The organism is Nocardioides sp. Root682 (assembly GCF_001427795.1).
Lineage (GTDB): Bacteria > Actinomycetota > Actinomycetes > Propionibacteriales > Nocardioidaceae > Nocardioides.
Genome location: NZ_LMHJ01000001.1, coordinates 1,146,722 through 1,172,860 on the forward strand (window position 1 = coordinate 1,146,722; position 26,139 = coordinate 1,172,860).

Genomic DNA, 26,139 nt, shown 5'->3' on the forward strand with positions numbered 1-26,139 from the left:
GACCCAGGACAACACGACGGCCCCGGCCCCACCGAGGTGGAGGGCCGGGGCCGTCGTAGGACGATCAGGTCAGTCGCTCTGCAGGATCGCGAGGATCCGGAGCAGGTTGGTGTAGATCCAGACCAGGCTGACGAGCAGTCCGAAGGACGCTCGCCACGACTCGCGCTCGGGGATGCCGGCGGCAACGCCCCGCTCGATGAAGTCGAAGTCCAGGATCAACATGAACACGCCGAGCACCAGTCCACCGATGGCAAAGATCAGACCCATCGGTCCGAAGCCGAAGAGGCCGAGCTCGTTGCTGAACATGCTCAGCACCAACTCCATGAGGCTGAGCGCCACCATCCCGAACATCGCCGCGACGACGAACGTCCGGAACTTGTCCCCGACCTTGATGTCGAAGAACTTGTAGGCGGCGAGGGTGCCGGCGAAAGCAGCGAAGGTGCCGACGACCGCCTGGACGACGATGCCGCCGTACTGGTCGCTCGGGAACATCGCGTCGTAGAACTTGCTCAGCGCACCGAGGGCGACACCCTCGGCAACGGCGAACGCCATGACGAGCGCCGGGCTGATGACCCGCTTGAACGAGTTGACCAGCGACAGGATGAACGCAGCACCCGAACCGATGATCAGCGCCATGCTCAGCGTGCCGATTGCTTCGTCGCTGTCGATGTCAGGGGTGAGGAACCACGTGGCCCCTGCGACGACGATCGTGATGGCCAGCGTGATCGCCGTCGACTGGACGACCGAGTCGATCGTCATCCGACCCTGGGTCGGCGGTGCCTCGGACGTGAGCTGACCGGGCTGGGAGTAGCCGTCGTACTGCTGCTGGCCGAATCCCTGATAGGCGGCGCCACCGGAGCGGTTGAACTCCTCCGAGCGGTTGAACACCGGGTTGTTGCTGCGCATGATCTCCTCCGCAGGCTTGCGTGTTGCCGGGCAGCCACGGTGGCTGCCCTGGTCACACATCGTCTGGACCACCAGTCTAGGTGGCTCGATGAAGGGAAAACGCTCAACCGGGCAGGAACGTTCCCGCGGCATGACTCAGCGTGCCGTGACCTGCACGACCACGTCCGTGCCGGCCACGACCGGACGCACCAGGATCCGGCCGCCCTGGCCCGTCTCCCAGGTGCCGTTGGTGACCTCGACGCGGTAGCCCTCGGGGTAGTGCAGAGGGCTGACGAAGATCTCGGTCGGCGCCTCGATCGCGTTGGCGCGGTACCGGTAGGAGAAGGCACCTGTCTTCGCGTCGAAACTCATCGCGAGGGGCTCCCCCGCCGTCGCCTGCGCGTAGGTCCGCACCAGCAGCCGCAGCTTGTCCTGCTTGACCGAGGAGAAGTCCGTGTCGTCGTGGAACATCCCCTGCGCGTCGTCGGCGGTCGTCGGGTCCTGCCACTGCTTGTAGGCCCAGTGCGACCAGCCCATCAGGTTCCGGTCGGCGACAGCGGCGTCGATCTCGACAGCACGAAGGTTGTCGGTCGCGCCCCACTCGCTCATCATCGGGGCGGCGTTGATCCTCTTCGCCTGGGCGAGTGCCGTCGTCGTACGTTCCTGGCTGAACTTCCAACAGTTCTCGACGTTGCCGAACGGCAGGCCCTGGGACTCCAGGAACACGTCCTGGCAGTAGTTGTGCCACGAGTACCCGAGCTGGTCCTCCCCCGCCATCGGCTCGAGGTAGGTCGGCACCTGCCGGCCGGCAGCCAGCTGCTGGGGCTCCCACCAGACAACGTTCTTCGCGTCGACCTGCCGGATGGCCCGGGTGACCTTCTCGTAGGCCGGCTGCAGCTCCCTGGTGTAGGCGCCCTGGCAGCCCCCGGTGAAGCAGGAGAGCCACTCGAGGCCCATCCACGGCTCGTTCATCAGGTCGTAGCCCATCAGGTGCGACTGGTCCTTCCACCAACCCGCCGCCACCTGCCACGCGGCCGCCCAGTCGTCCACACCCTGGTGCTTGTTGGCCCAGAACTCGTCGAAGACCAGCGAGTTCTCGGGCGTCCAGTAGCCCATCGGGAAGGGCAGGTTGATCGGCGGGAGCAAGCTCAACACCTTGGGGCGGTGCACCGCCCAGTCCGGCACTCCTTCGCCGCCATAGGTCTCGTGCCACTGGTCCTGGTGCATGTCGAGCTGCATCCAGATGCCACGATCGGCGAGCAGGTCCATCACCCGTTGCCACCCGTCGCGATAGGCCGGGTCGCCGACGCCGGGAGCATCCGGGGTCACACCCGCCCACAAGGTGCCGAGGCGCACGCCGTTGAACCCGTACTGCGCCAGCCAGGCAGCGTCGGCCTCGGTGAATCCCTCCGCGCTGTCCGGCGGCACGTACGGATCGAGCTTCCAGACCAGGTTGAAGCCGTGCACGATGACGACCCGACCCTGCTCGTCCACGAGCCAGCGTCCCTGCCGGCGCAGCTGCGGCGCCGGCTCGGGCTCCGCCTCCGCCTGCGCCTGAGCCGGTACGACGACCGCCGGCTCCGCGACCGGAGCCGACTCCTGGGCGCGCGCGGGACTCAGGCCCGAGAGCGCAGCGACGAGCAGGGCGACCACAGCCGCCAGGACGGTAGAACGCGTTCCAGTCCGCACGCTCGTTCAACGACGCGGCCACCGGAAGGTGACCCTTGGCCTGGGCGTCAGCCCTCGCGGAGCAACCGCACGACGGTGTCGCGCACCTTCATCGGCCCCTCCGGCATCACCTGCTCGCGGTCCTGCGTCTCGGCCACTTCGACGGTCCACGGGCTGTCGGCCGCGCCGACCTCGAGCGCCTCGAGCACGCGTTCAGGCTCGAAGAGCAGCCCGGGCCCGTGGGAGTGCCGGACGCCCGAGTCGACGTCGTGGGGGTGGTGGGCGGTGACCAGCAACCGCCCGCCCGGAGCGACCGCCTCAGCGATGCCGCGGTAGATGTCGTCGAAGTCGGGGACCGGGACGTGCAGGAAGCTGACCGTCACGAGGTCGAAGGTGTGGCGACCCGCGGGTCGGGGGTCGTGCAGGGCGTCGTACAGCCCGATCCGGAGGCGAGCGGAGACGCCGGCGTCCTCCGCGTGGGTGGCGACCTTCTCCAGGGCGACCTCCGAGACGTCGACCGCGGTGACGTCCCAGCCCTGTCGGGCGAGCCAGATGGCGTCGCCGCCCTCGCCGCAGGCGACGTCCAGGGCGGTGCCCGGGTCGAGGTCGCGCGCCTGCTCGACCAGACGCTGGTTGGGCTTGCCGCTCCAGACGCGACCGCTGCCTGAGTACCGCTCGTTCCAGGCTTCGGCACTCAGGGCTTGGCGGAGGGTCTCGAGGTCGCCGTCCTGCGGGTGCCCGTGACCGTCGTGCTTGTGTTGGTGGCGCATGCGAACACTCTCCCGCCTCAGGTCAACCTGAAGTCAAGAGTGCCGCGTCAGACGCCGAGGGCACGCGACATCAGCACCTGTCGCGAGGCCGAGCCGGTCTTGGCGAGCAGCGCCCGCAGATGGTCCTCGGCCGTGGTCGGTGCGATCACCAACCGCTCGGCGATGGACCGGGTGTCCAGCCCGTGCACGGCCAGCCCGAGGACCTCGGTCTCGCGTGGCGACAGGCCGTGCACCCGGGCCAGGAGATCGGTCCGCTCCGCGCCCGTCGCCGGCCCGATCGACACCGCGACGTCCGCACCCAGCCGGGCCGCACGCACGCTGACCCAGCGGTTGGCTCCGAGGTGCACCCGCGCCGAGGGCTCCCACGGCCGGTCCGCTTCTTCGCGGGCGAGCAGCGCCGCGCCGACGTTGTACGCCGCCGCCGGCACGGGCGGGACGGGTTCCTCCGGCGGAAGCAGTCTCAGCAGCGCCTCGGCAGCAGCATCCGTCTGTGACCGGACCTGAAGGTCACTGTCCAGGAGCACGATGCCCGGCTCCAGCGGCACCAGGTCCTCGCGGGGATCGACGAACGTCCGGGCCGCGGCCGCGCGCAACCCGGTGGTCACCGCTGGGCGGAGCGCGTCCAGCGCGGCTCGTTCGCGCGGCCCGAACGGTGCCCCGCCCGTCCGCCAGAGCTCGAGCCAGCCCCAGGCGCCGTACCTGTCGGCAAAGCTCACCCGGACGACGTCGGTGACCTCGAACCGGCGGAGCCAGCCGCGCCACTCGTCGGGGTCGGGATCCAGGTAGCGCTGCCGGATCACCTCCCGCAACTGGGCCATCGCCTCCGGCGGGACCGTCGCATGGGGCGAGCTCCCGACGCCGGTGACGGGATCGGTCAGGGCGAACACGTGGGCGTCGTACGGGATGGACGAGGCGACGGCCTCGAGGAGCCGCTGGCGGAGCAGGCGATCGGACAGCCCCGCGCGACAGTGCTGCTCGGCGCGCGCGATCAGGTCCACGTCAGCAGCGTAGGGCGGTCCCGGGCGGCCACAGGATCCCCGACGTCGGGGATGTTCACCGGGTTCCCGTCGGCCCACGCTGAGGACATGACAACGACACTGCACATCGAGAACACCGTCCACGACTACGACAGCTGGAAGCTGGCCTTCGACAAGTTCGACCGGTTCCGCGCCGAGAACGGCGTCCGGTCCTACCGCGTCACCCGCTCCGCCGACGACCCGCACGAGGTGGTCGTCGAGCTCGACTTCGACTCGACGGGCGTCGCCGAGGCCTTCGCCCAGTTGTTGCAGAAGGTCTGGCAGACACCGCAGTCCCAGCAGCACCTCGTCCGGCACTCGGCACCGACGATGCGCCACCTGGTCGAGAATCGCGCCTTCTGAGAGGTGCCCCCGCTGGGATTCGAACCCAGACTGTGCCGAGTTTAAGTCGGCTTCCTCTGCCAGTTGGGATACGGGGGCGTGGCTGGCACTCGCTACAAGTACGTCTGGCGAGGGTAGATCGCGTGGGCACCGGCAACCCGGTCGAGGAACAACAACCCGTCGGTGTGGTCGATCTCGTGCTGCAGCGCACGTGCCTCGAACGCATCCGTCGCGAACTCGACCTCTTCCCCGGTGAGCGGCAGCTGGCCACGCACGGTGAGGCGCGAGCCGCGCTTCACGTCGCCGGTGAAGTCGGGCACGCTCATGCAGCCCTCGCGCGCCTTCTCGTTGCGGCTGGCCTCGACCACCTCGGCGTTGCAGAGCACGAAGGTGCCGTGCAGGGTGCGGGCCTTCGGGTGGTCGGTGACGTCGACGCAGAACATGCGGACGCCGACCCCCACCTGATTGGCGGCGAGTCCCACGCAGCCGGGGCTGACCCGCATCGTGGCGACCAGGTCGGCGGCGAGCTGCACCATCTCGGGAGCCGCCGGGTCGACGTCGGCGCCACGCTCCGAGAGGACTCCCGCGGGGGCGCGGACGACGTCGAGGACGTTGCCCTCGATGCCGAGCTCTGCCTCGGACCACGCGGTGAGCCGCGCGGTCCCCTGCTCGAGGTTCACAGCTCGTCGGCCTCGACGGGGCGCAGCGTCGCGGTGACGCCGAGCTGGGCCGCGGCCGCACGGATCGTTGCGTCGAGAGCCGGCTCGTCGACGTCAGCAGGAAGGTCGAGCTCGGCGACGAGCAGGTACAGCTCACCGGCGAGGCGCGTGGTCAGGTCGGTGATGTTGCCGCCGACCGCCGCCACCTCGGCCACGATCGCCGAGACGATTCCCGATCGGTCGCCACCGTGGACGGTCAGCACCCACTGGCTGCCACCGCTCGCGTGCGACGGCTCGTCAGTGACTCGCCGTACGGCGACGTCCAGGTCACCAACCGCAGCCAGGGGCGCGAGCGCGGTCTCGATCTCGGCGCCGTTCGCGGCGCCACGGCACAGCAGCATCATCGAGAAGTGACCACGCAGCAGCGTCATCGTCGTGTCCTCGATGTTGAGCCCGAGCTCGGCCAGGCCGGCCGTGGTGGCCGCGATGATGCCGGGGCGGTCGTGGCCGAGGACGGTGACGGCGAAGAGGTCGGTGCTCACCCCGACATCATTCCAGTTGCCGGACCTCAGTCGAGGGTGACCTCGATGTCGGCGCTGCCCGAGTTGTCGCCGTACGCCCCCGGCACGCCCTGGAACGAGTAGCCGTCGGCAAAGCCGAGATAGAGCGTCTCGGCTCCGTCCGGTACGACGATCTCCTGCTCGTCACCGTCGCCCGTCCTGCCGTCCCCGATGAAGAACACCTCGCCGATCCCCGGTTCCTGTGTCTCCTCGGAGTCCGCGTCGCTGAGGTCGACCTGGTCGTCCTGGTCGGGTTCGCCGTCACCGAGGAAGACGCCGACGACGAAGAGGGTCCGGTCCTCGTGCACCACACCGGTGATGCCGTTCAAGGGCATCAGGTTGGTCGAGGGAAAGGTCTTGTTGCCGCCGTCCACCGATTCCGGCTCGCAGCCGCCGCACGCGCCGAGCTCTCCGGAGACCGACGGGAACCGCACCGTGCCGGCCCCGTCGAGGTCGATCCGCAACGGTCGCGTCCCCGCGTCGCTGATGCTGACGTCGTCATCGCTGGTACCCGCCAGGTAGATGTCCGCCGTGGCGGGCAGGTCGTGCTGCTCGGTCGAGCCTCCCCCGGTGAGTACGACGACCGCGGCGGTCACGCCCACGACGCCGACGCCGACGGCAGCACCCACCGCGGCCACCAGGCCCATCGACAAGCCTCCACCGCCTGCCCCGGCCCCGGCCCCTGCCCCTGCCCCCACTCCAGCGACACCTGACCCGACACCCCCGGCCGACGCGGCTGCGCCGAAGCCACCGCCGATCGCACCGCCCGCCGCACTGCCACCAGCGGCGCCGCCAGCGGCCACGCCGCCACCGGCCAGACCGGCACCAGCCGCACCGCCCGCAGCCACGCCACCCGCCGCCGTACCGCTGACTCCGGTGGCGGCGATCCCGGTCGCGGCCACACCTCCCGCTGCCGCTGCGGCTCCTGTCGCCGCAGCACTCGAACCGGCCAACACGACGACCGAGGTCGCAGCCACGCCCGTCGTCAGGCCTCCCAGGACGGCCAGTCGGCGCCAGTCCGGACCATGCCGGGACGCGGCCAGGGCGCGCAGCGCCTCGAGCGCGGCACCGGCCGTCGGGCGCGCGGCCGGGTCGACGGAGAGCGCGGGCCCGAGCAGCCATCCGAACGCGGGATCCAGGTCGGCAGCGGTCGGGGGGAGCTTCGCGGCGCCGCGCACCAGGTGCGCGATGACGGCCGCGGCGCCGTACACGTCACTGGCAGGCCCGGGCGGTTGACCCATCAGCAGTTCCGGCGCGGCATAGGCCTGGCTCGACTCCGCACCGAAGATCCACACGCCACCCTCGGCTGTGAGGAGCACGCCGGCAGGACCGAGGCGACCGTGGACCGCGCCGGTGGAGTGCATCTGGGTCAGGCCGGTCAGCATGCCGTCCGCGACGCCGAGCAGCTGCGGTTCCCTGAACCGCGCACCCGACTCGAGGATGCGTTCCAGCACGATGCCGTCAATGGACTGCGCCATGAGGCGCACGCTAGGACGACTCAGCCCCGCCGTCAGACGAACGCCCAGATTGGGTCGGTTCAGACCAGCGACCAGGCGATGCCGTCGAGGATGTCGGTCTCGGCGACCGTCATCGACGCCACGGACACCCGGGCCAGCACCCGGGAGACGATCAACGCACCGGCGTCGATCACGTCAGCCCGGCCGGGGTGCATCCAGCCCAGGTCGCGGCGCTGCGCGACCGTCATGGTCAGCAGCCCGTCGACGAGTGCCTGGACGTCGGCCACGGCCAGGACCTGGCCGTGGATCAGGTCCCGGTCGTAGGCGGCGAGCCCGAGGGTCCCGGCCGCGATCGTGGTGTTCGTGCCGGCGACACCGATCACGACGGCTGCCGCCGCAGGGTCGACGGGTGAGGCGTCCAGCGCCGCGTCGATGTCGGCGACGATCGCGGCGATCTCCTCGGAGGTGACCGGGTCGTGGCGGACGTGCCGTTCGTGCAGGCGCACGGAGCCGATGTCCATCGAGTGCACAGCCGTCGGCCCGGTGGCGACGTCCCCGAGGATCAGCTCGGTCGAGCCGCCGCCCACGTCGACGACCAGTGCCGGTGAGGCGAGCTCGACACCGTCGAGCCCGCGCACCGCTCCCCCGAACGCCAGCCGCGCCTCCTCCTGGCCGGACAGCACCTCGGGCTCGATCCCGAGCCGAGCCACGACGCCGTCGGTGAACTCAGCGGAGTTGTCGGCATCGCGCGTCGCCGAGGTCGCGCAGAACCGGATCCGGGCGACGCCTGCCTCACGGATGATCCCGGCGAACTCGTCGATGGCCGTGAACGCCCGCTCCAGCGCCTCGGGAGCCAGCCGTCCGGTCGCGTCGACGCCCTGGCCGAGCCGGATCATCCGGCTCTCGCGCCGGACTCCTGCGGGATCGCCCGCAGGGTCGCCGACGAGCAGCTTGATGGTGTTGGTGCCGCAGTCGATCGCGGCGATCGGTACGGGTTTCGAGGCTCGCTCCGCTCGCACCTCAACCACCGGCGGCGGGCTCCACCGACACGCAGGGCCCCTTGGCCCACCAGTCGCCGAGGATCGCGAGCACCTCGTCGCCGAGCGGGTTGACCCCCGGACCGGCAGCGAGCGCGTGCCCGGCCAGGACGTGGAGGCACTTGACCCGGTCCGGCATGCCACCGGCGGAGATGCCCTCGATCTCGGGGACGTCGAAACCACCGGCGTCCCCGATCGCTGCACGGTCGGCGAGGTAGGCCTCGTGGGCAGCCCGGTAGGCCGCGGCGAGCTCGGGGTCGGTTCCGAGCCGGTCCTGCATCTCCTTCATCAGCCCGGACGCCTCGAGCGTCCCGATGCGGGAGTTCACGCGCGGGCAGGTGAGGTAGTACGTCGTGGGGAACGGAGTCCCGTTCGGCAGCCGCGGTTCGGTGCTGACCACGTCGGGATTCCCGCACGGGCAGCGATGCCCGATGGCGTGGATCCCGCGCGGCACCCGACCGAGCTGTGCCGCGATGACCGCAACATCGGCGTCGGTGCTGCTCACTCGTCCAGGTCCTCCTTGGGCGCCTGGATCCGGTCCTTGGGCGCACGCACCTTCGTCGGCGGGTTGCCGGCGATCTTCATCGAGTCCCACGCGTCCTCGTACCAGACCTGGGCATCCGGGTCCTCGATCGTCGAGGTGTCCCCGAGCTCGGCCGAGGCGTCCAGCGGGTTGCCGTTGGCGTCGACCACGACGAACGGGGTCTCGCCCCTGGCGACGTACCCGAAGCGCTCCCGCGCCTGCTGGGCGACGAACGCCGGGTCCTGCCAGCGCTCCTTCTCCTTCTCGAGGTCGTCGATGTTCGACTCCCGCTCGAGGATCTGGCTCTCGAGCGCCTCGATGTGGCTGCGCTGCTGGAGGTAGGCCCGCAACGACGACGCGTAGGACACGGCCAGCACCGCCAGCACGAGCACGAGGATCGCCGCCCGGCCGGTGAGCCGCGATTTCTTCTGGTGCTCGGCCCGGGCGCGATCGAGCGCGGCCTGCCGGTCGCGCGCAGCAAGCTTGCGCTCGACCTTCAGGCGCTCGGCGTACCGCGGTCCGGACCGACCCGAGGTGGGGCGGCCCGGCTTGCGGGACGTTCGGCGCTCGTCAGCCATCGGTCAGTCCGGCTTCAGCCCTGGTAGCGGGGGAAGGCCGCAGCGCCGGCGTAGCGGGCAGCGTCACCGAGCTCGTCCTCGATGCGCAGCAGCTGGTTGTACTTCGCGACCCGCTCGGACCGCGCCGGGGCGCCGGTCTTGATCTGGCCGCAGTTCGTCGCCACCGCGAGGTCGGCGATGGTGGTGTCCTCGGTCTCGCCCGAACGGTGGCTCATCATGCAGCGGTAGCCGTTGCGGTGGGCGAGCTCGACGGAGTCGAGGGTCTCGGTCAGCGAGCCGATCTGGTTGACCTTGACCAGCAGCGAGTTGGCCTGGCCGCCGGTGATGCCGCGCTGGAGCCGCTCGACGTTCGTGACGAACAGGTCGTCGCCGACCAGCTGGGTCTTGGTGCCGAGCTCGTCGGTGATGGCCTTCCAGCCGTCCCAGTCGTCCTCGTCCAGCGGGTCCTCGATGCTCACGATCGGGTACGCCGCCACGAGCTCGGCGTAGTAGGCCGTCATCTCGGCCGCCGACTTCTGGGCGCCCTCGAAGGTGTAGGAGCCGTTCTCGCAGAACTCGGAGGCCGCCACGTCGAGCGCGAGCACGATGTCCTTGCCCAGCTCGTAGCCGGCCTTGCCGATCGCCTCGGCGATCAGGTCGAGCGCCGCCCGGTTGGACTCGAGGTCGGGCGCGAAGCCGCCCTCGTCACCCACGGCAGTGGCGAGCCCGCGGCTCTTCAGCACGGCCTTGAGCTGGTGGTAGACCTCGGTGCCCATCCGCAGGGCCTCGCGGAAGGTCGGGGCGCCGATCGGCGCGATCATGAACTCCTGGATGTCCACGTTGGTGTCCGCGTGCGCGCCACCGTTGAGGATGTTCATCATCGGCACGGGCAGCAGGTGCGCGTTGGGGCCGCCGACGTAGCGGTAGAGCGGCAGCTGCGCGGAGTCGGCGGCCGCGCGCGCCACGGCCAGCGAGACACCGAGGATGGCGTTCGCGCCGACGGTCGCCTTGTTGGGCGTGCCGTCGAGGTCGAGCATGGTCTGGTCGATCAGCCGCTGGTCGGCTGCGTCGAGTCCCTCGATGGCCGGGCCGAGCTTCTGGATGACGGCCAGGACAGCCTGTTCGACACCCTTGCCGGCGTACCGCTCGCCACCATCGCGGAGCTCGACTGCCTCGAAGGCGCCGGTGGAGGCGCCGCTGGGCACCGCCGCACGGGCAAAGGATCCGTCGTCGAGGAGGACCTCGACCTCGACGGTGGGGTTGCCGCGCGAGTCAAGGATCTCGCGGGCTCCGACGGCTTCGATCGCTGCCACGTGTACTGCTCCTGAGGTGCTGGGACGGTGCTGACGGGGGACGGTGTCGTGGGACGGTGTCGTCCACGTCAGCCTAGACCGCGCGGGGCACCAGACCGGGCAGCACCCACCGGGCGTTCCGCTGACCGGCGGCGAACGCGTCAGGGAGGAGCTTCTCGATCTGGCGGGCGTCGTCCACGAGCGCTCAGGCGTCGAGGCCGAGCTCGGCCATCCGTGCCATGTGCCGCTCGGTGAGACGGGTGAACATCCGGCCGAGCGCCGCGAGGTCGAGTCCGGGCCGGTCGACCCCGCCCGCGAGCAGGGCGGAGAGCGCGTCGCGGTCCGCCGCGACCCGCTGCGCCTGGGTGAGCGCCTCGCCCATCAGGCGTCGGCCCCAGAGCGCCAGACGGCCCCCGAGACGAGGGTCCTCGACGATGCCGGCCCGCACCCTCTCGACCGCGAACGCCGAATGCGTGCCCTCCTCCATCGAGGACACCACCAGGTCGCGGGTCTCGGGGTCGAGGTAGGCCGCGATCTCGCGGTAGAAGTCGTTGGCCAACCCGTCGCCGACGTACGCCTTGACGAGGCCTTCGTACCAGTCGGCAGGCGCGGTGTGGCCGTGGAACTCGTCGATCGCCTGCTGGAACGGCGCCATGGCGGCGAACGGGTCGGCCCCGTAGGACCGGATCCGGTCGTGCAGGCGGTGCACCTTGGCCAGCTCGATGCTCGCCATCGTGGCCAGGTCGACCCTGTCGGGCAGGGTCGGCGCCAGCTTGGCGTCCTCCGCGAGCCGTTCGAAGGCGGAGATCTCGCCGTACGCGATCACGCCGAGCAGGTCGATCACGGCCTCGCGATAGGCCGGATCGGGGTCGGGCACCGGGGTGGCCACGGGAGCGGGCGCGTCGACGGATTCAGCCATGACCGCAGGCTACAAGTTGCCTCGTCCGAGCGCGTCTTCGCCACAGCCGCTGCCAGCAAGGTGCCGGCAATGGCCCCCGGTGCGCCTTCGGCCGGTAGACTCGCCCACGCGAGCGCCTGCACGAACCGCCCCACGTCCACGTGGTGGCCGAGCGAGCGGGCCCGCCGGGCAACCTGCCCACGTATGTGCGCGGCTGAGTGTGAGACAGCCGCAATTGATGGAAATGGCGTTTGTCACCGCGGCTGACGACACTCACGAAAGCGACACGACCCTGAGCACCTCCACGAACGAACCCACCACCGACGTCTCCGCCGAAGAAGTTGTCGCGGCCGGCATCGAAACCCTCACCGAGGAGCAGGTCGAGGTGGTCCCCGGGATCACCTTCCGTGACCTCGGCGTCCACCCCGAGATCTGCACCGCGCTCGAGCGCGGCGGCATCGTGCACCCCTTCGCGATCCAGGAGATGACCCTCTCCGTCGCGCTGGTCGGCACCGACCTGATCGGCCAGGCCCGCACGGGCACCGGCAAGACCCTCGCCTTCGGCATTCCGGTCCTGCAGCGCAGCATCGCGACGAAGGATCCCGACTACACCGAGATCGCGCCGGGCAAGCCACAGGCCCTCATCGTTGCCCCCACTCGCGAGCTGGCGATCCAGGTCTCCAGCGACCTCGAGCTCGCCAGCGCCGACCGCGGCCTGCGCGTCCTCACCATCTACGGCGGCGTCGGCTACGACACCCAGATCGACGCGCTCGAGGCCGGGGTCGACATCGTCGTCGGTACGCCGGGCCGCCTCATCGACCTGGCGAACCGCAAGGTCCTCGACCTCTCCCACGTGCACGCACTGGTGCTCGACGAGGCTGACGAGATGCTCGACCTCGGCTTCCTGCCCGACGTCGAGAAGCTGCTGCGCCTCACCCCCGAGACCCGACAGACCATGCTGTTCTCGGCCACCATGCCCGCGGCGATCGTGGCGCTGGCCCGCATGCACATGCGCCACCCGATGAACATCCGGGCCGAGTCGTCGTACGAGAACTCCACCGTGCCGGCCACGGCCCAGTTCATCTACCTCGCCCACGACCTCGACAAGCCGGAGATCATCGGCCGCCTGCTGCAGGCCGAGGACGCCGACAAGATGATCGTCTTCACCCGCACCAAGCGCCAGGCGCAGCGGATCGCCGACGAGCTCGTCGAGCGTGGCTTCAAGGCCAGCCCGCTGCACGGCGACATGGCACAGGTGGCGCGCGAGAAGGCGCTCAACAAGTTCCGCGAGGACAAGATCCAGGTCCTCGTCGCGACCGACGTCGCCGCCCGTGGCATCGACGTCTCCGGCGTCAGCCACGTGGTCAACTACACCTGCCCCGAGGACGACAAGACCTACGTCCACCGAATCGGCCGCACCGGTCGCGCCGGCGCGTCGGGCATCGCGATCACACTGGTCGACGCGACCGACGTGCACCGCTGGAAGATGATCAACAAGGCGCTCGACCTGCCGTTCGACGAGCCTCTCGAGACCTACTCCACCTCCGAGCACCTCTACCACGACCAGGGCATCGCCCCCGGCACCAAGGGGCGGCTCATCCCGGCCCCGCCGCACGTGTCCCGCGCCGACCGCGAGCGCGCCGAGGGTGGCGGCGACCGTGGTGGCCGAGGCGGCGAGCGCGGTGGCCGTGGCGGCGACCGTGGTGGCCGTGGCGGCGAGCGCGGTGCTCGCGACGGTGCTCGCGACGGTGCTCGTGAGGGTGGCCGTGAAGGCGGCGAGCGCAAGCCCCGTGAGGGCGGCGAGCGCACCCGTACCCGTACCCGCAGCGGCGTTGCTGCCGACGGGAACGCCCCTGCTGCTGCCCCGGCGGCCGAGGGTACGACGACCGAGGGTGCCGAACGCCCCGCCGGCGCGAGCCGCAACCGTCGCCGTCGTCGCCGCACCGGTGGCGCGGGTGACGCCGGTGGCACCACGGGCGGGGCGGAGACGCAGACCGCCTGAGGTCTCACCGCACTGACAGGAGCCTGGCGCGCTGTCCGACCCCGGTCGGCAGCGCGCCAGTTTCGTTTCCCGTTCACACGGTGCTCGGCCCGTCGGTGTGGATTCGTTCCCGGGCAGTCGGCAGGGTCACTGACGACCGACTCACCCGATCCAGGACGGACACCGTGACCCCTCTGCGTCGCTCCCTCATGCTTCTCGCCGCGTGCGCGGCCCCCGTGCTCGGACTCGGGGTGCTGCCTGCGCAGGCTGCCCCGGCCGATGACATCCGCATCAACGAGGTCGTCACCACCGGCTCCGTGAACGACTCCATCGAACTCGTCAACAAGGGCACGGCCGCCGTCGACATCTCGGGCTGGATCCTCAAGGACAACGACAACGGCTCGAAGTTCCAGATCGCGACCGGCACGACGCTGGCGCCCGGCGCGTTCCGTGCCTACGACGTCAGCGGCAAGTTCGGGCTGGGCTCCTCCGACAAGGCGCGGCTCTACCTGCCCAACGGCTCGACGCTGGTCGACACGTTCACCTGGACCACTCACTCGAACCCGTCGTGGTCGCGGTGCCCGGACGGCACCGGCGCGTTCGGGCAGGCCGCGCTGACGCTCGGCACCGCCAACTCCTGCTCGGGCTCGGGCAGTGCCTGGCCCGGCGGCAGCACGATCGCGAACGCCGACGCGTCGAACGTGTTCGGTTCCGACGTCAGCGGCCTGTTCCAGGACGGCACGGTGATGTGGGCTGCGCAGAACAGCGGCAAGCTCTGGCGCCTGCTCCCCGACGGCTCGGGAGGCTGGACCCCCGACACCAACAACGGCTGGACCAGTGGCAAGTCGCTCCGCTTCACGGGCGGCACCGGGACAGCAGACGCCGAGGGGGTCACCGCGACCGGCGGCAACGTGTATGTCGCCAGCGAGCGCAACGGCGACGTGTCGGGCACCAGCCGGCTCTCGGTCCTGCGGTACGACGTCAGCGGCACCGGCAGCTCCCTGACCGCCACCCGCGAGTGGAACCTGACCTCCAACCTCCCGTCCGTCGGCTCCAACGCCGGGTTCGAGGCGATCACCTACGTGCCCGACGCCACGCTGACCGGCGCCGGTTTCAAGGACGAGTCCACCGGAGTGGCATACAACCCGGCGGCGTACGCCGCGCACGCCGGAGGCGTCTTCTTCGTCGGCGTCGAGGGCACCGGCATGATCTACGGCTACGTGCTGCTCGACTCCGGCACCTACACCCGCGTCGCGTCGATCAGTAGCGGCTTCGCCGGCGTGATGGAGCTCCAGTGGGAGCCGCAGGCCTCGCGCCTGTGGGTCGTCTGCGACGACACCTGCAGCGGCAAGCACAAGACGTTCGCGGTGAACGCCTCGGGCGCGCTCGCCGTGACGGCGACGTACGACCGGCCCTCGGGCATGTCCAACATCAACAACGAGGGCTTCTCCCTCGCAGCGGCCGCGGAGTGCGTCGGCGGGTTCAAGCCGGTCTTCTGGGCCGACGACAGCAACACCAGCGGTCACGCCCTGCGCAAGGGCACCGTCACCTGCTGAGCCTCGTCGTCCGGGCGCCTGGTCACGCCAGCGCCCGGACGACGTGCGGCCAGCAGAGGTCACCGAGTGCCGCGTCCGCCTCGGGTGTCCCGCCGCGCTGCATGACCTGCCCTGCCTCGACTGCCCGCTCCCCCGGCAGCACCGTGCGATGGCCGGCCGCGGGGTGGGTCACGACGGTGGTCTCGAGCCCGTGCTGGCGACGCCGGTCAGCGATCCGGTCGGCGAACCAGGCGCTCGGCCACACGCGGTCGTCGCCACCGGCGACCAGCACCAGGTCTCCGCGGATCCGCTCGACCTCGATCACCGCGCCGGCCACTTCGTCGCCATGGACGGCCAGGCTCCGCTCGTAGAGGGAGCGGTACGCCGGCGGGTCCTCGTCGGGCGACCAGTCGTCGGCGAACGGGACGAACGGGACCGCCGATCCGGCGCGCGTCCAGTGCGAGGTCTCCCTGGGGCCGTCGTACCCGGCCCAGACGACCGGCGTCGGCGCGAACGCGACGCAGGCCGACACCCGCTCGTCGTACGCCGCGGTCAGCAGCGCCGCCTCCGCACCGAAGGACGTCCCGACGATCGCCAGCCGCTCGCAGCGTTCGGCGAGCTGGTCCAGCGCACGGTCGAAGGTCTCGAGCGGCACCTCGAAGGGACCCGGCTGCTGGCCCGGCCCTCCGAACCAGCGGATCGTCAGGGCGACCGCGCCCAGGCCGGCAAGGAGACGTGCGCGCTGCTCATCGAGTCGCCCACTCGAACCCGCGACCACCAGCGCGCCTCGGCCCGTCGGGTGCTCCGGTTCGAACCACGCGCTCTCAGGAGCCACGGGAACCGGTGCCATCAGGCAGTGACGACGACCGTCGTACCGTTCGGGGCGAAGTCCCACAGCGCGATCGCGTCGGCGCGCTTCTGCCGGATGCAGCCGTGCGAGAGCGGGGTGCCGAGCTGGCTCAGGGTCTGCACAGGAGCACCGTCGTCGACCGGGATCGTGTGGAAGCCGATCGCCGCACCCTCGGTGCCCTGCGTGAACCGGACGAAGTACTCCATCGTCCCGGAGTCGTCGATGCCCACCGCGTTGCGGCTGCGCGAGTAGACGGAGTAGGTGCCCGGCTCGAGGTTGTCCTCGATGCTGCCCGAGACGAGGTAGGTCTGCGCGACGTCGCCGTCGCCGTCGACGAGCCACACGCGCTGGCGGCTCTCGCTGAAGACGATCCGGCGGCCGGTGCCCGAACGGGGAGGCAGTCCGCTCGACTCGGTCGAAGCGGCGATCCTGCTGCTGCCGTCGGCATCGGCCAGGCCGGTCGCCGCGGGCTGCTCGACGGAACGATCGGCTTCGGCCGGGTCGTCCTCGTTCTGATCGGCCTCGGTGCCGCTGCCTTCGGCTGCGGTCAGGGACGTGGCGGCATCGGAGCGGTCCGGACCGGTCGGGAGCAGCCCGAAGCCACCGGCGACGGCAACCACCAACACCGCGAGCGAAGCACCGAGCGCAGAGATCCGGCCGTAACGGGGGCGCGCTGGCGCGCGGTGCCGTCCGCCGGTCTCACGTACGTGCTTCACGGGTCAGCGCGCCGCCCGCTTGAGCAGCGTCGCAGCCACGTCCCGGTACGCCTGGGCGCCCTTGCTGGTGCGGCTGGTCGCGAGGATGGAGCGACCCGCAGCGGGCGCCTCGGCGAACTTGATGGTCTTGGGGATCGGCGGCTCGACGACCTCGAGGTCGTAGGTCTCCGAGATGGTGTCGAGCACCGCGCGCGCGTGGTTGGTCCGGCCGTCGTACAGCGTGGGCAGCACGCCCCAGACCTCGAGGTCACGGTTGGTGAAGCGGCGTACGTCGTGCACGGTGTCGAGGAGCTGACCCACGCCGCGGTGGGAGAGCGTCTCGCACTGCAGCGGGATCAGGACTCCGGTGGCGGCGGTCAGCGCGGCCACGGTGAGCACACCCAGGGAGGGCGGGCAGTCGAGGAGCACCCAGTCGTAGTGGGTACCGGACGCCGCCAGGTCCTCGAGGACGCCGCGCAGGACGTGCTCGCGGCCGGTCCTGGTCAACAGGTCGGCCTCGGCTCGCGCGAGCTCGATGGTCGCCGGCAACAGATCGACACCGTCTTCGGTCGCGATCAGCACGTCAGCGATCGGCGTGCCCTTGGTCAGCACGTGGTGGACCGAGAGGTCGAGGTCCTCGGGGTCGATGCCGAGGGAGAAGGTCAGGCACGCCTGCGGGTCGAGATCGACGAGCAGGACCGACTGCCCGAGCTCGGCCAGGGCAGCACCCACGGACGCCACACTGGTCGTCTTCGCGACGCCGCCCTTCTGGTTGGCGACGGCCAGAATCGTCGTGCGGGCGCCCTTGTCGATCTTCATCGGCACCATCATGCCGGACAAAGGCACGGTGCGGGCGCAGGGGCGGTACGTCGGTTGCGCGTCGGCCGCGCCTCGACTGCGCCTCGACTGCGCCGGGGCTGCTTGACTACCGGCATGCCCACCGCACTCATCACCGGCGCGACGGCCGGGATCGGCCTCGAGTTCGCCCGCCAGCTCGCCGCTCGCGGCGACGACCTGATCCTGGTCGCCCGCGACACGACCCGGCTCGACACCGTCGCGAGCGACCTGCGGTCGTCGTACTCCGTCGAGGTGGAGGTGCTCCCCGCCGACCTCACCGACCTCGCCCGGCTCGGCCTCGTCGAGCAGCGGTTGGCCGACCGCGACCGTCCCGTCGACCTGCTGGTCAACAACGCCGGCTTCGGCCTCAAGAACAGCTTCCTCGACAACCCGATCGACGTGGAGCAGGCCCAGCAGGACGTGCTCGTGCGCGCGGTCCTGCGGCTGACGCACGCGGCTCTGGGCGGCATGGTCGAGCGCGGGCGCGGCGGCGTCATCAACGTCTCCAGCGTGGCGGCCTTCCTGCCGCGCGGCACCTACAGCGCAGCGAAGGCGTGGGTGAACTCGTTCAGCGCCTGGGCGCATGCCGAGTACGCCGACCGCGGCGTCACCGTGATGGCCCTGTGCCCGGGATTCGTGAAGACCGAGTTCCACGAGCGCCTCGGCGTCGACCGGGACTCCTCAGCCCCCAAGGTCCTCTGGCTGGAACCCGACCGCCTGGTCCGCGACGCCCTCGCCGACTTCGACAAGGGCCGCGCGATGTCGATCCCGTCCAAGCGCTACAAGGCGATCGTCACCACCACGCGCGTCGTACCCAGGAGCGCCCTGCAACGCCTCCAGGGGCTGGGTCGCAAGTAGGTCTCGAGACGGTCGCAGAGCGACCTCCTCGACCGACGAAGCTCAGCCTTCGCCGGCGATAAAGGCCCGGACCGCGTCGGCGACGAGCTGCACCGCGATGGCGGAGAGCAGCAGACCCGCGATGCGGGTGACGAGAAGGACGCCGCCCTCCCGGATCAGACGCAAGATCGGCAGGGAGTACCGCATCGCGGCCCAGAGCGCGATGTGGACCGCCACGACACCCAGGGCGACGGACAGGCCGCTCTTCCAGCTGTCGATGTCGCCGACGAAGAGCATCGTCGCGACGATGGCACCCGGGCCGGCGAGCAGTGGTGTGCCGAGCGGTACGAGCGCGACGTTGGTGTCGCCACTGGCGGTCTGCTCCTTCTCGTTGCCGGTCAGCAGCTCGAGCGCGACGAGCAGGAGCAGCAGGCCGCCGGCGCACTGCAGGGCGGGGAGCGAGATGTGCAGGTAGTTCAGGATCTGCTGGCCGAAGAACGCGAACAGCGTGATCACGAAGAACGACACCGCGACCGCCTGCCAGGCGAGCCGCTTCGCGCTCGAATGACTCCGGCCGGCCGTCAGCGACAGGAAGATCGGCACGGTCCCGACGGGGTCCATGATCACGAACAGCGTCACGAACACCTCGACGAGCAGGACGTATTCGAGCATCAGCGCACCTCTCCGATCAGGGTCGTCGGGGAGCCGAGCGCCGCGGCCCGGTCGACGATCCGCTGCAGCTGGTCGGGAGCGGTGGTCTCGCATCCGAGGTCGTGACCGACCTTGCCCTCCCCGTGGTGGTCACTGGCGCCGGTGACGATCAGGTCGAGGCGATCCGCGATCCGTCGCAGTCCGTCACGCGCGTGCGCGTCGTGGTCGAGGTGGTTGACCTCGATCCCGGCCAGCCCCGCCTCCTTGAGGACGACGAAGGCCGCTTCATCGAGTGCCCCGGCCGAGCCGCGTCCCCACGGGTGGGCCACCACTGCGACGCCGCGGGCGCCGTGCACCAGGGCGATCATGTCGACCAGGTCGGGCGCGTACCGGTCGACGTACGCGGGGCCGCCGTCAGTGAGATAGCCCGCGAAGGCCTCGTCGCGGTCGGCCACGACACCGAGGCGCACGAGCAGGTCGGCGATGTGGGGGCGGCCGGTGACCTCGTTGCCGCCGGAGACCTCGGCGAGCGCCTCCTCGGTGGCCGGGATACCGAGGTCGCGGAGCCGGGCCAGCATCGCGGGAACCCGCTGCTCACGGCCCTCGACGATCCGGTCGAGCTCGGCCTGCAGGGCGGCGTCGTCGGCGTCGGGAAGGTAGGCGAGCAGGTGGACGGCGACGCCCCGGAAGCAGGTGCTGATCTCGATGCCGCGGACCAGCGCGACACCGGACTCCTCGGCTGCCGCGGCGGCCTCGTCCCAGCCCGCCATCGTGTCGTGGTCGGTCAGCGCGACGACGTGCAGCCCGGCGGCCGCAGCGGCACGCACCAGGTCGGCGGGCGACTCGGTGCCGTCGCTCACGCGCGAGTGGGTGTGCAGATCGATCGTCACTGGAGAAGGCTAGTGCCGGGGATTGTCAGACAACGATCCCAGGACAGTGTCGGTTCGGTCACCACGCGGGTGGCGCGCCACCGAAGGGCAGGGCGACCAATTGCGGGCCCGTCGCCGAGACGTCGCGCAGGATCCAGTCGTCGCGCAGCAGCAGGATCGCGGAGGCGGGTCGCAGCACCAGCCACAGCCAGCGGCCGGCTGCCTCACCGGCGACGACCGACCGGTCCCACTCCCCCGGTGCGGAGCTGATCGACACCGACCACAGGCCCACCGGGTGCTGGTCGACACGCACCCGCACGGGCGGCGGACCGTCGCCGATCTCGAGCCCGGGGTCGAGCCGTTCGGCCTCGCCGTTGCCCGACAGGCCAGCGACTCGAGCACCGAAGCCGGTGCCGGGCTCCTCGCTGATCACCATCACGTCGACCGGGCCGTCGAGCTGGCTCGCCCCCGACACACAGGTCAGCGTCGCGGACGCCGGACCGTGAGCGGGCCCGACGGCGGCGAAGTCGCTGACCGACCACCCGGGCCCGAGGGGCCAGGGCAGGTACGTCGGGAACGCTCCGACACGACGCAGGTGCCCCGCGAAGGCTTCGTACGACGGCGTCTGGGGCCGCCACAACGGCTGGACGACCCCGTGCTCGGGACACGACCAGGTCCCGTCGCCGACCTCCGCGACGGGCGCGGGACAGCGTGGGCACTCCACCCGCACCTCTGCGCCCGCCCCCGGGCCGGGCTCAACGCTCGACATGGACGCAACCGTCCTGCGCCACGGCGCGGGAGTCAAGCATTCCAGCGCAACAGGACCGGCGTTTCGCGCTCGTGGCCCAGCTCCGAGACGGTGGCGGTGTCGAGGCGGAACAGTCGACCGTCGCTGGCGGTGAGGCCGATCCACCGGGCCGCCAGCGCCCGGAGCGACTGGCCATGGGCGAACAGCAGCACCGGACCGGACGCTGCACGGATCCGCTCGATCACACGATCACAGCGCGCAGCGACGTCGGCCGCGCTCTCGCCGCCGGGACAGCCGTGCGTCCACACGGTCCAGCCCGGCACCTCCTCGCGGATCTCCGGCGTGGTCCGGCCCTCGTACTCGCCGTACCCCCACTCGACGAGGTCGGCACACACCTCGGCGTCGCCGAACCCGGCGATTTCCGCCGTACGACGGGCGCGCTGCATCGGGCTGGTCAGGACCTCGGCGAACTCCACGTCTGCGAGCCGCGGCGCCAGCAGGCGGGCACCCTCCTCCCCCGCAGGCAGGAGGGGCAGGTCGGTCGACGAGGTGTGCTTGCCGGACTCGCTCCATTCGGTTGCTCCGTGACGGACGAGGTACGCGGAGTCGGCCATGGCGACATCCTGCCAGCGTGGCGACGGTGGTGGCAGGATCCGACCATGGTTCCCCCCGACCAGCGTCGTCTGGCCCGCCACCGGATCGCCGTCGCAGGGGCCTTCGCCACTCAGGGCTTCGTCTTCATCGGGCTGACCACCCGGCTGCCCGACATCAAGGACCGGTGGGACCTCACCGAGCTCAGTGTCTCCGGCGTGCTGCTGGGGATCGTGCTGCTCGCCGGCGCCGGATCGGTCCTCGCCGAGAAGCTGTCGGCGAGCAGGTCCAGTGCCTCACTGCTGAGGGCCGGGTTGGTCCTGATCGCCGTCGGTGCCGGCCTGATGCTGGCGTCGCCGATCTGGCTCGGCTACCTCGCAGGCGTCGCTGTGTACGGCGTCGGGCTGGGCATCGTCGACGCCACCACCAACATGCAGGCGGTTGCCCTCGAGCACCGGTACGGGCGGCCGATCCTGCCGAGCTTCCACGGCGGCTGGACCTTCGGCGGCCTGCTGGGAGCCGCGGCCACCCTCGCCACCGCGCACCTCGACCTCAGCTGGGCGGCAGTCGTCGCCGTCGTACCCCTCCTGATGGCGACGGGTGCGTTCCTGCCGCGCGAGGCAACCGTCGCCGAGGACCACGCGGACCCGGCGGCCGCGACGCTCGACATCCCGTGGCGCCCGATCCTGATGGTCGGGCTCGGCATGGTCGTGTTCTACATGGTCGACACCGCCGCCCAGACCTGGGGCGCGGTGTACGTCGACGAGGTGCTCGACGCACCGTCGCGCTGGGTCGCGCTGGCGACACTCCCCTACCTGTTCGCCAGCCTGGTGGTGCGACTGGCGGGCGACCGCCTCGTCCAGCAGTACGGCGCCCCGCCGGTGTTGCGCGTCGGTGCCGTCGTCGCGTGCGCCGGACTCGCGGTGGTGACGTTCGCGCCGACGTGGCCCATCGCCGTCCTGGGCTTCACCCTGGTCGGCACCGGCATCTCGGTCGTGGCGCCGCTGAGCTTCTCAGCGGCAGCGCGACTGGCGGGCGGCTCCACCGAGCGCGTCGACGCGGTGATCGCCCGGTTCAACCAGTTCAACTACGTCGGCGGCCTGCTCGGCGCCGTGCTCACCGGTGTGGTGGGTCAGGACCAGCTGCGCTTCGGCTTCGTCGTACCCATGGTCCTGGTGCTGACGCTGATCCCGCTCGCGCGCTGGTTCGGGTCGACCGAGCGGGGTGAGGTCAGCCGCGCGATCCCGGCCGGCACACCCGGCACTCCACCAGATGGGCGTTCGTCTCCCCGACCGGAGTGAGGTCGTCGCGGTGGGCGACGAGCGAGCAGTCCCGGCGGTGCATCGTGGTCCCGTTGCCGGCGACGACGGGGATGGCGCCGAGGTCGGCTCCGCGCTCACCGCCGACGGCGTTGGCGGTGCTGGCGGTGACCTCGGCGAGCAGGAGCAGCGTGTCGGCCAGCCGCTTCGTGGACTCGCGACCGTCAGCTGCGATCCGTGCGAGCCAGGCACCGAAGTACAGGAAGCCGCCGACGAAGGTCAGCCCGAGGCCGAGCAGGCCGCCGGAGACCAGGTAGGACAGTTGGTCGTACTCGTACGGCGTGTTCGCGGCGCCGTACCAACCGAGCACGATCACCACCAGCCCGAGGGGCAGCATGATCGCGCCGGCCCAGAACAGGACCACCTGGAGCAGTGCGGCGTGGTCGCCCTTCAGCGGGGCGATGCCGGAGCGTGAGGACTCTCCAGCCCGGGGAAGTGCGGTCGCGGAACGGGGCACGGTGGTCATCGGGTCACGCCTTTCGGAGGTCGGGAAGGCCGCTTTCGAGGCCGTGGGGGCAGGGGGCGCCCGCGCCGAGAGCAGCGGCGCCGAGCCGGCGGAACCAGCTGCCGGCGACGGCGGCCACCACGAACGCGGCGAGCAGGAACATTCCCGGGATCGAGAACAGGTCGGGCAGGCCGGCGCTGGCCGGGGCCGCGTCCACCAGGTCAGCGACCGGTGCACCGCCCGCGCCGGGCGCCGCGTTGACCGGCGCCGGAGCGCCGACTGCAGCCGGCGGTACGCCGACCGCGCCGGCCACCGGCGCCGCGGGTGCACCCGCAGCGGCCGGCGGCGCGATCGGGCTGGCCGGGGCGATCACGATGGGCGGCACCGTGTCGACGGTCGCCGACGCGACGCCAAGGGTGATCACGACCTTCGGGGCAAGGCTCGAGAGGCCGGCCACGACTCCCTTGAGGGGTCCGGCCTGGGCCGGAATCAGCTCGGCGAGGACACCTGCCGGGATCGCGCGCAGGACGGGCGCGAGGACCTTGGTGTCGATCGTGATGCGCAGCGCCTGCGAGAGGCTCGTCGCGAGGTCACCCTCGACGGTACGCACCTGCTTCGGGACCTCGATGCTGATGCCGAGCTGCTTGAGCGCGTCAGCGGGGAGGTCGTCCAGGCCCGGGATCGGCGAGGTCGAACCAGCTGCCTCGATGCCGTCGGGGCCGATCGAGAACGCCTGGCCGGCCACGGACATCGTTCCGAACTTGGCGGTGCCGGTGGCCGTGCCCTTGGCCCCGTCGGTCGTCGCACGGGCGGACGTCTCCAGGCCACCCATCGTGACGAGACCGCCGAGCAGCCGGATCTCACCGAGGACGGCGCGCGAAGCGGTCACCACGGGGCCCTTGCTGGCGTCCATCCGGCTGACCGACACGTAGCCGTCGACGTCGACGAGCAGCGCCAGCGGATTCGCGGGAGCGGACGTCCTGCTCACGCCGGTCGAGCCACCACCGAGGAGCTTCTGGAGCTGCTCGGTCAGCTGCGAGAGCGGATTGGCGGCGCCGCCGCTCGTCTCGGCACCGTCGTCCGGCCCGAGCACTGCCCCGTCCGGGGAGAACCCGGTCTCGGCAATGGCGGTCTTGTCGCCGGAGGTGGTCTGCTGGATCGATCCGGGGATCTTGTTGTCCGTCTGCGTGGTCTGGTCGCCGGGGTACTGCGAGTTGACCTGGACCGGGTAGCCGTTCGCCGTCAGCGGGGTCGAGGGCAGGCCGAGCTGCTCGGCGAAGGTCTTGAGACCCTCACCGACCGGGTCGCCGGGCCAGAACAGGCTCGAACGGCCCGAGGACGAGCTCGAGTCGGCCTGCACCGAGCTGTAGCCCATGTCGAACTCCACCTGGGCGATGCCTGCGTCGACGGGGATCGGGATGCTGGGTTCGAACACCTCGATCCGCACGGGGCTGGACCACGCGCCGGCAGTGAAACCGCCGTACTCGGCCACAACCGTGGCGCCTGCTGCAGGAGAAACTGCTCCGGTCGTCAGCGGCATCATCGACGCGAGCACACCCCCGGCCACCAGCAGCCGGGTGTTGCGACGTGTGTCGTGGTTCATGCGGCACCTCCCAGGATGACGTCGGCCATGGTGTCGAGGATCTCGCCCGGTTCGCCGGTGGCCACGATCCGGCCACCGCTCATCACCGCGGCGTAGTCGGACACCCGGAGCGCGGTTCGGGCGAACTGTTCGATGCACAGGATCGAGACGCCGGACTCAGCGATGCGGGCGACCGTGTCGTAGAGCTCGTCGACGATCAGCGGCGCCAGGCCCATCGACAGCTCGTCGAGCAGCAGCAGGGCCGGGTCGGACGCGAGCGCGCGGGACATGGCGAGCATCTGCTGCTCGCCGCCCGACATCGTTCCGGCCAGCTGGTGGCGGCGCTCGTGCAGGCGCGGGAAGTAGTTGTAGGCGGTCTCCAGGATGGCGCCCTTCGCCACCCCGGCATACGACATCAGGACGAGGTTCTCCTCGACCGTCAGGTTCGGGAAGACCGACCGGCCCTCCGGGACGGTGCACAGCCCGACCCGGGCCAGGTCCTCGGAGCCGGTGCCCTTGCCGCCGCCCTTCACGTGGACGCCGGCGAGGTGGATGTCGCCCGAGGTGGCCTGCTTCTGCCCGCTGATCACCTTCACCAACGTGGACTTCCCGGCTCCGTTGGGACCGAGCAACGCCATCACGGCACCCCTGGGCACCGACAGGTTCACGCCGCGCAGCACCTCGATCCGCCCGTAGGCGGCGTGCAGGTCGACGACGTCGAGGATCGGGACGCTCATGACGGGATCGCCTCCATCTCGCTCGTGTGGTCGCCCAGTCCGTTGGCGGCCTCGTGCGGGTCGTCGGCGGAGTAGCCGAGGTACGCCCGCTGCACAGCACTGTCGTCGCGGATCTCCGCGGGCGTGCCCGAGGAGATGATCTGCCCGAAGTCGAGCACGTGGATCTCCTCGCACACGCTCATCACGAGGTCCATGTCGTGCTCGACCATCAAGATCGCCACACCCTCGCTGGCCAGGTCCCTCAGCAGCGCGCCGAAGGCGTCGGTCTCGGTCTCGTCCAGCCCCGAGGAGGGCTCGTCGAGGAGCAGCAGCCGCGGGTCGCAGGCCAGGGCCCGCGCGAGCTCCAGCAGCCGGGCGGTGCCGGTCGGGATGGAGTCGGCACGTTCGTCGGCGTACTCAGCGATCCCTACCCGGTCCAGGAGCACGTCGATCTCGAGTGAGGAGCGCCCAGACGCGCGGACCCACGCCAGCGGTCCGCCGTGGATGTCGCGTGCGACGCGCACGTTGTCGCGGACGGTCAGTGACCCGAAGGCCTCGAGCCGCTGGAACGTGCGGCCGATGCCGTGCCCGGCACGCTTGTGGACCGGCCAGCCGGTGACGTCACGGTCGCGGTACCGGACCCGGCCGGAGGTGGGCTTCTGCAGTCCGGTGATCACGTTGAAGCAGGTCGTCTTGCCGGCACCGTTGGGTCCGATCAGTCCCGTGATCCGTCCGGGCTCGGCCGTGAACGACGCGTGGTTCACGGCCGTCACGCCGCCGAACCGGACGATCACGTCGTCGACTTCGAGCAACGCCATC

General features: G+C 70.9%; 28 protein-coding genes and 1 tRNA gene. 5 read left to right on the forward strand and 24 right to left on the reverse strand.

The genetic code is table 11. The features are described 5' to 3' along the window. Positions 1–69: 69 nt before the first annotated feature. The 4 genes from ASD84_RS05300 to ASD84_RS05315 form a co-directional block, all read right to left on the reverse strand. Positions 70–906 carry a Bax inhibitor-1/YccA family membrane protein gene (locus ASD84_RS05300; protein ID WP_056710684.1) on the reverse strand — a complete coding sequence of 279 codons (837 nt, stop codon included), beginning with the start codon at positions 904–906 and terminating at the stop codon, positions 70–72. A 135-nt stretch (positions 907–1,041) separates the two neighbouring features. After that, positions 1,042–2,538: a cellulase family glycosylhydrolase gene (locus ASD84_RS05305; RefSeq protein ID WP_056707402.1), complete on the reverse strand. Its 1,497-nt coding sequence runs from the start codon at positions 2,536–2,538 to the stop codon at positions 1,042–1,044. Between the two features lie 83 nt (positions 2,539–2,621). Next, positions 2,622–3,323: a class I SAM-dependent methyltransferase gene (locus tag ASD84_RS05310; RefSeq protein ID WP_056707405.1), complete on the reverse strand. Its 702-nt coding sequence runs from the start codon at positions 3,321–3,323 to the stop codon at positions 2,622–2,624. Between the two features lie 47 nt (positions 3,324–3,370). Then, positions 3,371–4,321 carry a helix-turn-helix transcriptional regulator gene (locus ASD84_RS05315; protein WP_056707409.1) on the reverse strand — a complete coding sequence of 317 codons (951 nt, stop codon included), beginning with the start codon at positions 4,319–4,321 and terminating at the stop codon, positions 3,371–3,373. 87 nt (positions 4,322–4,408) lie between these two features. On the opposite strand from ASD84_RS05315, the gene ASD84_RS05320 reads away from it, so the two are divergent. After that, positions 4,409–4,702, forward strand: coding sequence for a hypothetical protein (locus ASD84_RS05320; protein ID WP_056710685.1), 294 nt, complete (start codon positions 4,409–4,411; stop codon positions 4,700–4,702). Positions 4,703–4,706: 4 nt separating this feature from the next. Here ASD84_RS05320 and ASD84_RS05325 read toward each other — a convergent pair. The 9 genes from ASD84_RS05325 to ASD84_RS05365 all read right to left on the reverse strand — a co-directional run bounded on the left by ASD84_RS05325 (position 4,707) and on the right by ASD84_RS05365 (position 11,685). Further along, positions 4,707–4,780 (reverse strand) — tRNA-Leu (locus ASD84_RS05325). 14 nt (positions 4,781–4,794) lie between these two features. Beyond that, positions 4,795–5,361, reverse strand: coding sequence for a peptide deformylase (locus ASD84_RS05330; RefSeq protein WP_056707412.1), 567 nt, complete (start codon positions 5,359–5,361; stop codon positions 4,795–4,797). Beyond that, on the reverse strand, positions 5,358–5,882 hold the full coding sequence (locus ASD84_RS05335) for a glycine cleavage system protein R (RefSeq protein ID WP_156391592.1): 525 nt from the start codon (positions 5,880–5,882) through the stop codon (positions 5,358–5,360). The genes ASD84_RS05330 and ASD84_RS05335 overlap by 4 nt, the downstream gene beginning before the upstream one ends. A 26-nt stretch (positions 5,883–5,908) precedes the next feature. After that, positions 5,909–7,378: a hypothetical protein gene (locus tag ASD84_RS05340; protein ID WP_056707415.1), complete on the reverse strand. Its 1,470-nt coding sequence runs from the start codon at positions 7,376–7,378 to the stop codon at positions 5,909–5,911. A gap of 59 nt (positions 7,379–7,437) precedes the next feature. Then, complete coding sequence (locus ASD84_RS05345; protein WP_235530982.1) at positions 7,438–8,385, reverse strand: exopolyphosphatase; 948 nt, start codon at positions 8,383–8,385, stop codon at positions 7,438–7,440. After that, the gene (locus tag ASD84_RS05350; RefSeq protein ID WP_056707417.1) at positions 8,378–8,899 is read right to left on the reverse strand and encodes a DUF501 domain-containing protein; all 522 of its coding nucleotides are present in this window, start codon (positions 8,897–8,899) and stop codon (positions 8,378–8,380) included. The genes ASD84_RS05345 and ASD84_RS05350 overlap by 8 nt, the downstream gene beginning before the upstream one ends. After that, positions 8,896–9,495 (reverse strand): FtsB family cell division protein, encoded by a 600-nt coding sequence (locus tag ASD84_RS05355; RefSeq protein ID WP_056707422.1) that lies wholly within the window; start codon positions 9,493–9,495, stop codon positions 8,896–8,898. The genes ASD84_RS05350 and ASD84_RS05355 overlap by 4 nt, the downstream gene beginning before the upstream one ends. A gap of 14 nt (positions 9,496–9,509) precedes the next feature. Continuing rightward, positions 9,510–10,787, reverse strand: coding sequence for a phosphopyruvate hydratase (eno, locus tag ASD84_RS05360; RefSeq protein WP_056707425.1), 1,278 nt, complete (start codon positions 10,785–10,787; stop codon positions 9,510–9,512). A gap of 184 nt (positions 10,788–10,971) precedes the next feature. Further along, a complete protein-coding gene (locus tag ASD84_RS05365) occupies positions 10,972–11,685 on the reverse strand; it encodes a ferritin-like fold-containing protein (RefSeq protein WP_056707428.1) in 714 nt (237 codons plus the stop codon). A gap of 223 nt (positions 11,686–11,908) precedes the next feature. Between ASD84_RS05365 and ASD84_RS05370 the strand changes: the two genes are divergently transcribed. Continuing rightward, positions 11,909–13,666 carry a DEAD/DEAH box helicase gene (locus ASD84_RS05370; protein WP_082573169.1) on the forward strand — a complete coding sequence of 586 codons (1,758 nt, stop codon included), beginning with the start codon at positions 11,909–11,911 and terminating at the stop codon, positions 13,664–13,666. Between the two features lie 164 nt (positions 13,667–13,830). Further along, positions 13,831–15,201: a lamin tail domain-containing protein gene (locus tag ASD84_RS05375; protein ID WP_200954431.1), complete on the forward strand. Its 1,371-nt coding sequence runs from the start codon at positions 13,831–13,833 to the stop codon at positions 15,199–15,201. A gap of 22 nt (positions 15,202–15,223) precedes the next feature. Here the strand turns inward: ASD84_RS05375 and ASD84_RS05380 are convergent, their stop codons facing one another. Genes ASD84_RS05380 through ASD84_RS05390 form a run of 3 tightly spaced genes read right to left on the reverse strand, consistent with a single transcriptional unit; the run spans position 15,224 to position 17,544 of the window. Beyond that, positions 15,224–16,015 carry an alpha/beta fold hydrolase gene (locus tag ASD84_RS05380; protein WP_200954433.1) on the reverse strand — a complete coding sequence of 264 codons (792 nt, stop codon included), beginning with the start codon at positions 16,013–16,015 and terminating at the stop codon, positions 15,224–15,226. Between the two features lie 14 nt (positions 16,016–16,029). Then, entirely contained in the window at positions 16,030–16,746 is a 717-nt protein-coding gene (locus ASD84_RS05385; RefSeq protein ID WP_056707431.1) for a L,D-transpeptidase, read from the reverse strand. 3 nt (positions 16,747–16,749) lie between these two features. Beyond that, the gene (locus ASD84_RS05390; RefSeq protein WP_156391594.1) at positions 16,750–17,544 is read right to left on the reverse strand and encodes a ParA family protein; all 795 of its coding nucleotides are present in this window, start codon (positions 17,542–17,544) and stop codon (positions 16,750–16,752) included. 114 nt (positions 17,545–17,658) lie between these two features. Between ASD84_RS05390 and ASD84_RS05395 the strand changes: the two genes are divergently transcribed. Continuing rightward, complete coding sequence (locus tag ASD84_RS05395; protein WP_056707434.1) at positions 17,659–18,420, forward strand: SDR family NAD(P)-dependent oxidoreductase; 762 nt, start codon at positions 17,659–17,661, stop codon at positions 18,418–18,420. A 42-nt stretch (positions 18,421–18,462) separates the two neighbouring features. Here ASD84_RS05395 and ASD84_RS05400 read toward each other — a convergent pair whose 3' ends face one another. The 4 genes from ASD84_RS05400 to ASD84_RS05415 are packed head-to-tail and all read right to left on the reverse strand — an operon-like array spanning position 18,463 to position 21,281. Beyond that, on the reverse strand, positions 18,463–19,071 hold the full coding sequence (locus tag ASD84_RS05400; RefSeq protein WP_056707439.1) for a MarC family protein: 609 nt from the start codon (positions 19,069–19,071) through the stop codon (positions 18,463–18,465). Then, positions 19,071–19,940, reverse strand: a complete 870-nt coding sequence (locus tag ASD84_RS05405) for a PHP domain-containing protein (RefSeq protein ID WP_056707447.1) — start codon at positions 19,938–19,940, stop codon at positions 19,071–19,073. The genes ASD84_RS05400 and ASD84_RS05405 overlap by 1 nt, the downstream gene beginning before the upstream one ends. 58 nt (positions 19,941–19,998) lie before the next feature. Continuing rightward, on the reverse strand, positions 19,999–20,688 hold the full coding sequence (locus ASD84_RS05410; RefSeq protein WP_235530983.1) for a DUF6758 family protein: 690 nt from the start codon (positions 20,686–20,688) through the stop codon (positions 19,999–20,001). Positions 20,689–20,720: 32 nt separating this feature from the next. Further along, complete coding sequence (locus ASD84_RS05415; RefSeq protein WP_056707451.1) at positions 20,721–21,281, reverse strand: histidine phosphatase family protein; 561 nt, start codon at positions 21,279–21,281, stop codon at positions 20,721–20,723. Positions 21,282–21,326: 45 nt separating this feature from the next. On the opposite strand from ASD84_RS05415, the gene ASD84_RS05420 reads away from it, so the two are divergent. Next, a complete protein-coding gene (locus tag ASD84_RS05420; RefSeq protein ID WP_056707454.1) occupies positions 21,327–22,559 on the forward strand; it encodes an MFS transporter in 1,233 nt (410 codons plus the stop codon). Here the strand turns inward: ASD84_RS05420 and ASD84_RS05425 are convergent. Genes ASD84_RS05425 through ASD84_RS05440 form a run of 4 tightly spaced genes read right to left on the reverse strand, consistent with a single transcriptional unit; the run spans position 22,489 to position 26,138 of the window. Beyond that, on the reverse strand, positions 22,489–23,043 hold the full coding sequence (locus ASD84_RS05425; protein ID WP_056707457.1) for a hypothetical protein: 555 nt from the start codon (positions 23,041–23,043) through the stop codon (positions 22,489–22,491). The genes ASD84_RS05420 and ASD84_RS05425 overlap by 71 nt on opposite strands. A 4-nt stretch (positions 23,044–23,047) precedes the next feature. Next, a complete protein-coding gene (locus ASD84_RS05430; protein WP_056707460.1) occupies positions 23,048–24,625 on the reverse strand; it encodes a hypothetical protein in 1,578 nt (525 codons plus the stop codon). Then, complete coding sequence (locus tag ASD84_RS05435) at positions 24,622–25,341, reverse strand: ABC transporter ATP-binding protein (protein ID WP_056707462.1); 720 nt, start codon at positions 25,339–25,341, stop codon at positions 24,622–24,624. Before ASD84_RS05435 ends, ASD84_RS05430 begins: the two co-directional genes overlap by 4 nt. Then, positions 25,338–26,138 carry an ABC transporter ATP-binding protein gene (locus tag ASD84_RS05440; protein ID WP_056707464.1) on the reverse strand — a complete coding sequence of 267 codons (801 nt, stop codon included), beginning with the start codon at positions 26,136–26,138 and terminating at the stop codon, positions 25,338–25,340. The genes ASD84_RS05435 and ASD84_RS05440 overlap by 4 nt, the downstream gene beginning before the upstream one ends. Position 26,139: the final 1 nt, after the last annotated feature.

What these genes read in the sequence shown, in the direction of transcription:
- ASD84_RS05430 (WP_056707460.1), bottom strand. Translation starts at nt 24,625, where the DNA reads ATGAACCACGACACACGTCGCAACACCCGGCTGCTGGTGGCCGGGGGT.
- ASD84_RS05300 (WP_056710684.1), bottom strand. Translation starts at nt 906, where the DNA reads ATGCGCAGCAACAACCCGGTGTTCAACCGCTCGGAGGAGTTCAACCGC.
- ASD84_RS05435 (WP_056707462.1), bottom strand. Translation starts at nt 25,341, where the DNA reads ATGAGCGTCCCGATCCTCGACGTCGTCGACCTGCACGCCGCCTACGGG.
- ASD84_RS05415 (WP_056707451.1), bottom strand. Translation starts at nt 21,281, where the DNA reads ATGGCCGACTCCGCGTACCTCGTCCGTCACGGAGCAACCGAATGGAGC.
- ASD84_RS05320 (WP_056710685.1), top strand. Translation starts at nt 4,409, where the DNA reads ATGACAACGACACTGCACATCGAGAACACCGTCCACGACTACGACAGC.
- ASD84_RS05425 (WP_056707457.1), bottom strand. Translation starts at nt 23,043, where the DNA reads ATGACCACCGTGCCCCGTTCCGCGACCGCACTTCCCCGGGCTGGAGAG.
- ASD84_RS05395 (WP_056707434.1), top strand. Translation starts at nt 17,659, where the DNA reads ATGCCCACCGCACTCATCACCGGCGCGACGGCCGGGATCGGCCTCGAG.
- ASD84_RS05340 (WP_056707415.1), bottom strand. Translation starts at nt 7,378, where the DNA reads ATGGCGCAGTCCATTGACGGCATCGTGCTGGAACGCATCCTCGAGTCG.
- ASD84_RS05390 (WP_156391594.1), bottom strand. Translation starts at nt 17,544, where the DNA reads ATGAAGATCGACAAGGGCGCCCGCACGACGATTCTGGCCGTCGCCAAC.
- ASD84_RS05420 (WP_056707454.1), top strand. Translation starts at nt 21,327, where the DNA reads ATGGTTCCCCCCGACCAGCGTCGTCTGGCCCGCCACCGGATCGCCGTC.
- ASD84_RS05440 (WP_056707464.1), bottom strand. Translation starts at nt 26,138, where the DNA reads ATGGCGTTGCTCGAAGTCGACGACGTGATCGTCCGGTTCGGCGGCGTG.
- ASD84_RS05410 (WP_235530983.1), bottom strand. Translation starts at nt 20,688, where the DNA reads ATGTCGAGCGTTGAGCCCGGCCCGGGGGCGGGCGCAGAGGTGCGGGTG.
- ASD84_RS05370 (WP_082573169.1), top strand. Translation starts at nt 11,909, where the DNA reads ATGGCGTTTGTCACCGCGGCTGACGACACTCACGAAAGCGACACGACC.
- ASD84_RS05365 (WP_056707428.1), bottom strand. Translation starts at nt 11,685, where the DNA reads ATGGCTGAATCCGTCGACGCGCCCGCTCCCGTGGCCACCCCGGTGCCC.
- ASD84_RS05400 (WP_056707439.1), bottom strand. Translation starts at nt 19,071, where the DNA reads ATGCTCGAATACGTCCTGCTCGTCGAGGTGTTCGTGACGCTGTTCGTG.
- ASD84_RS05355 (WP_056707422.1), bottom strand. Translation starts at nt 9,495, where the DNA reads ATGGCTGACGAGCGCCGAACGTCCCGCAAGCCGGGCCGCCCCACCTCG.
- ASD84_RS05310 (WP_056707405.1), bottom strand. Translation starts at nt 3,323, where the DNA reads ATGCGCCACCAACACAAGCACGACGGTCACGGGCACCCGCAGGACGGC.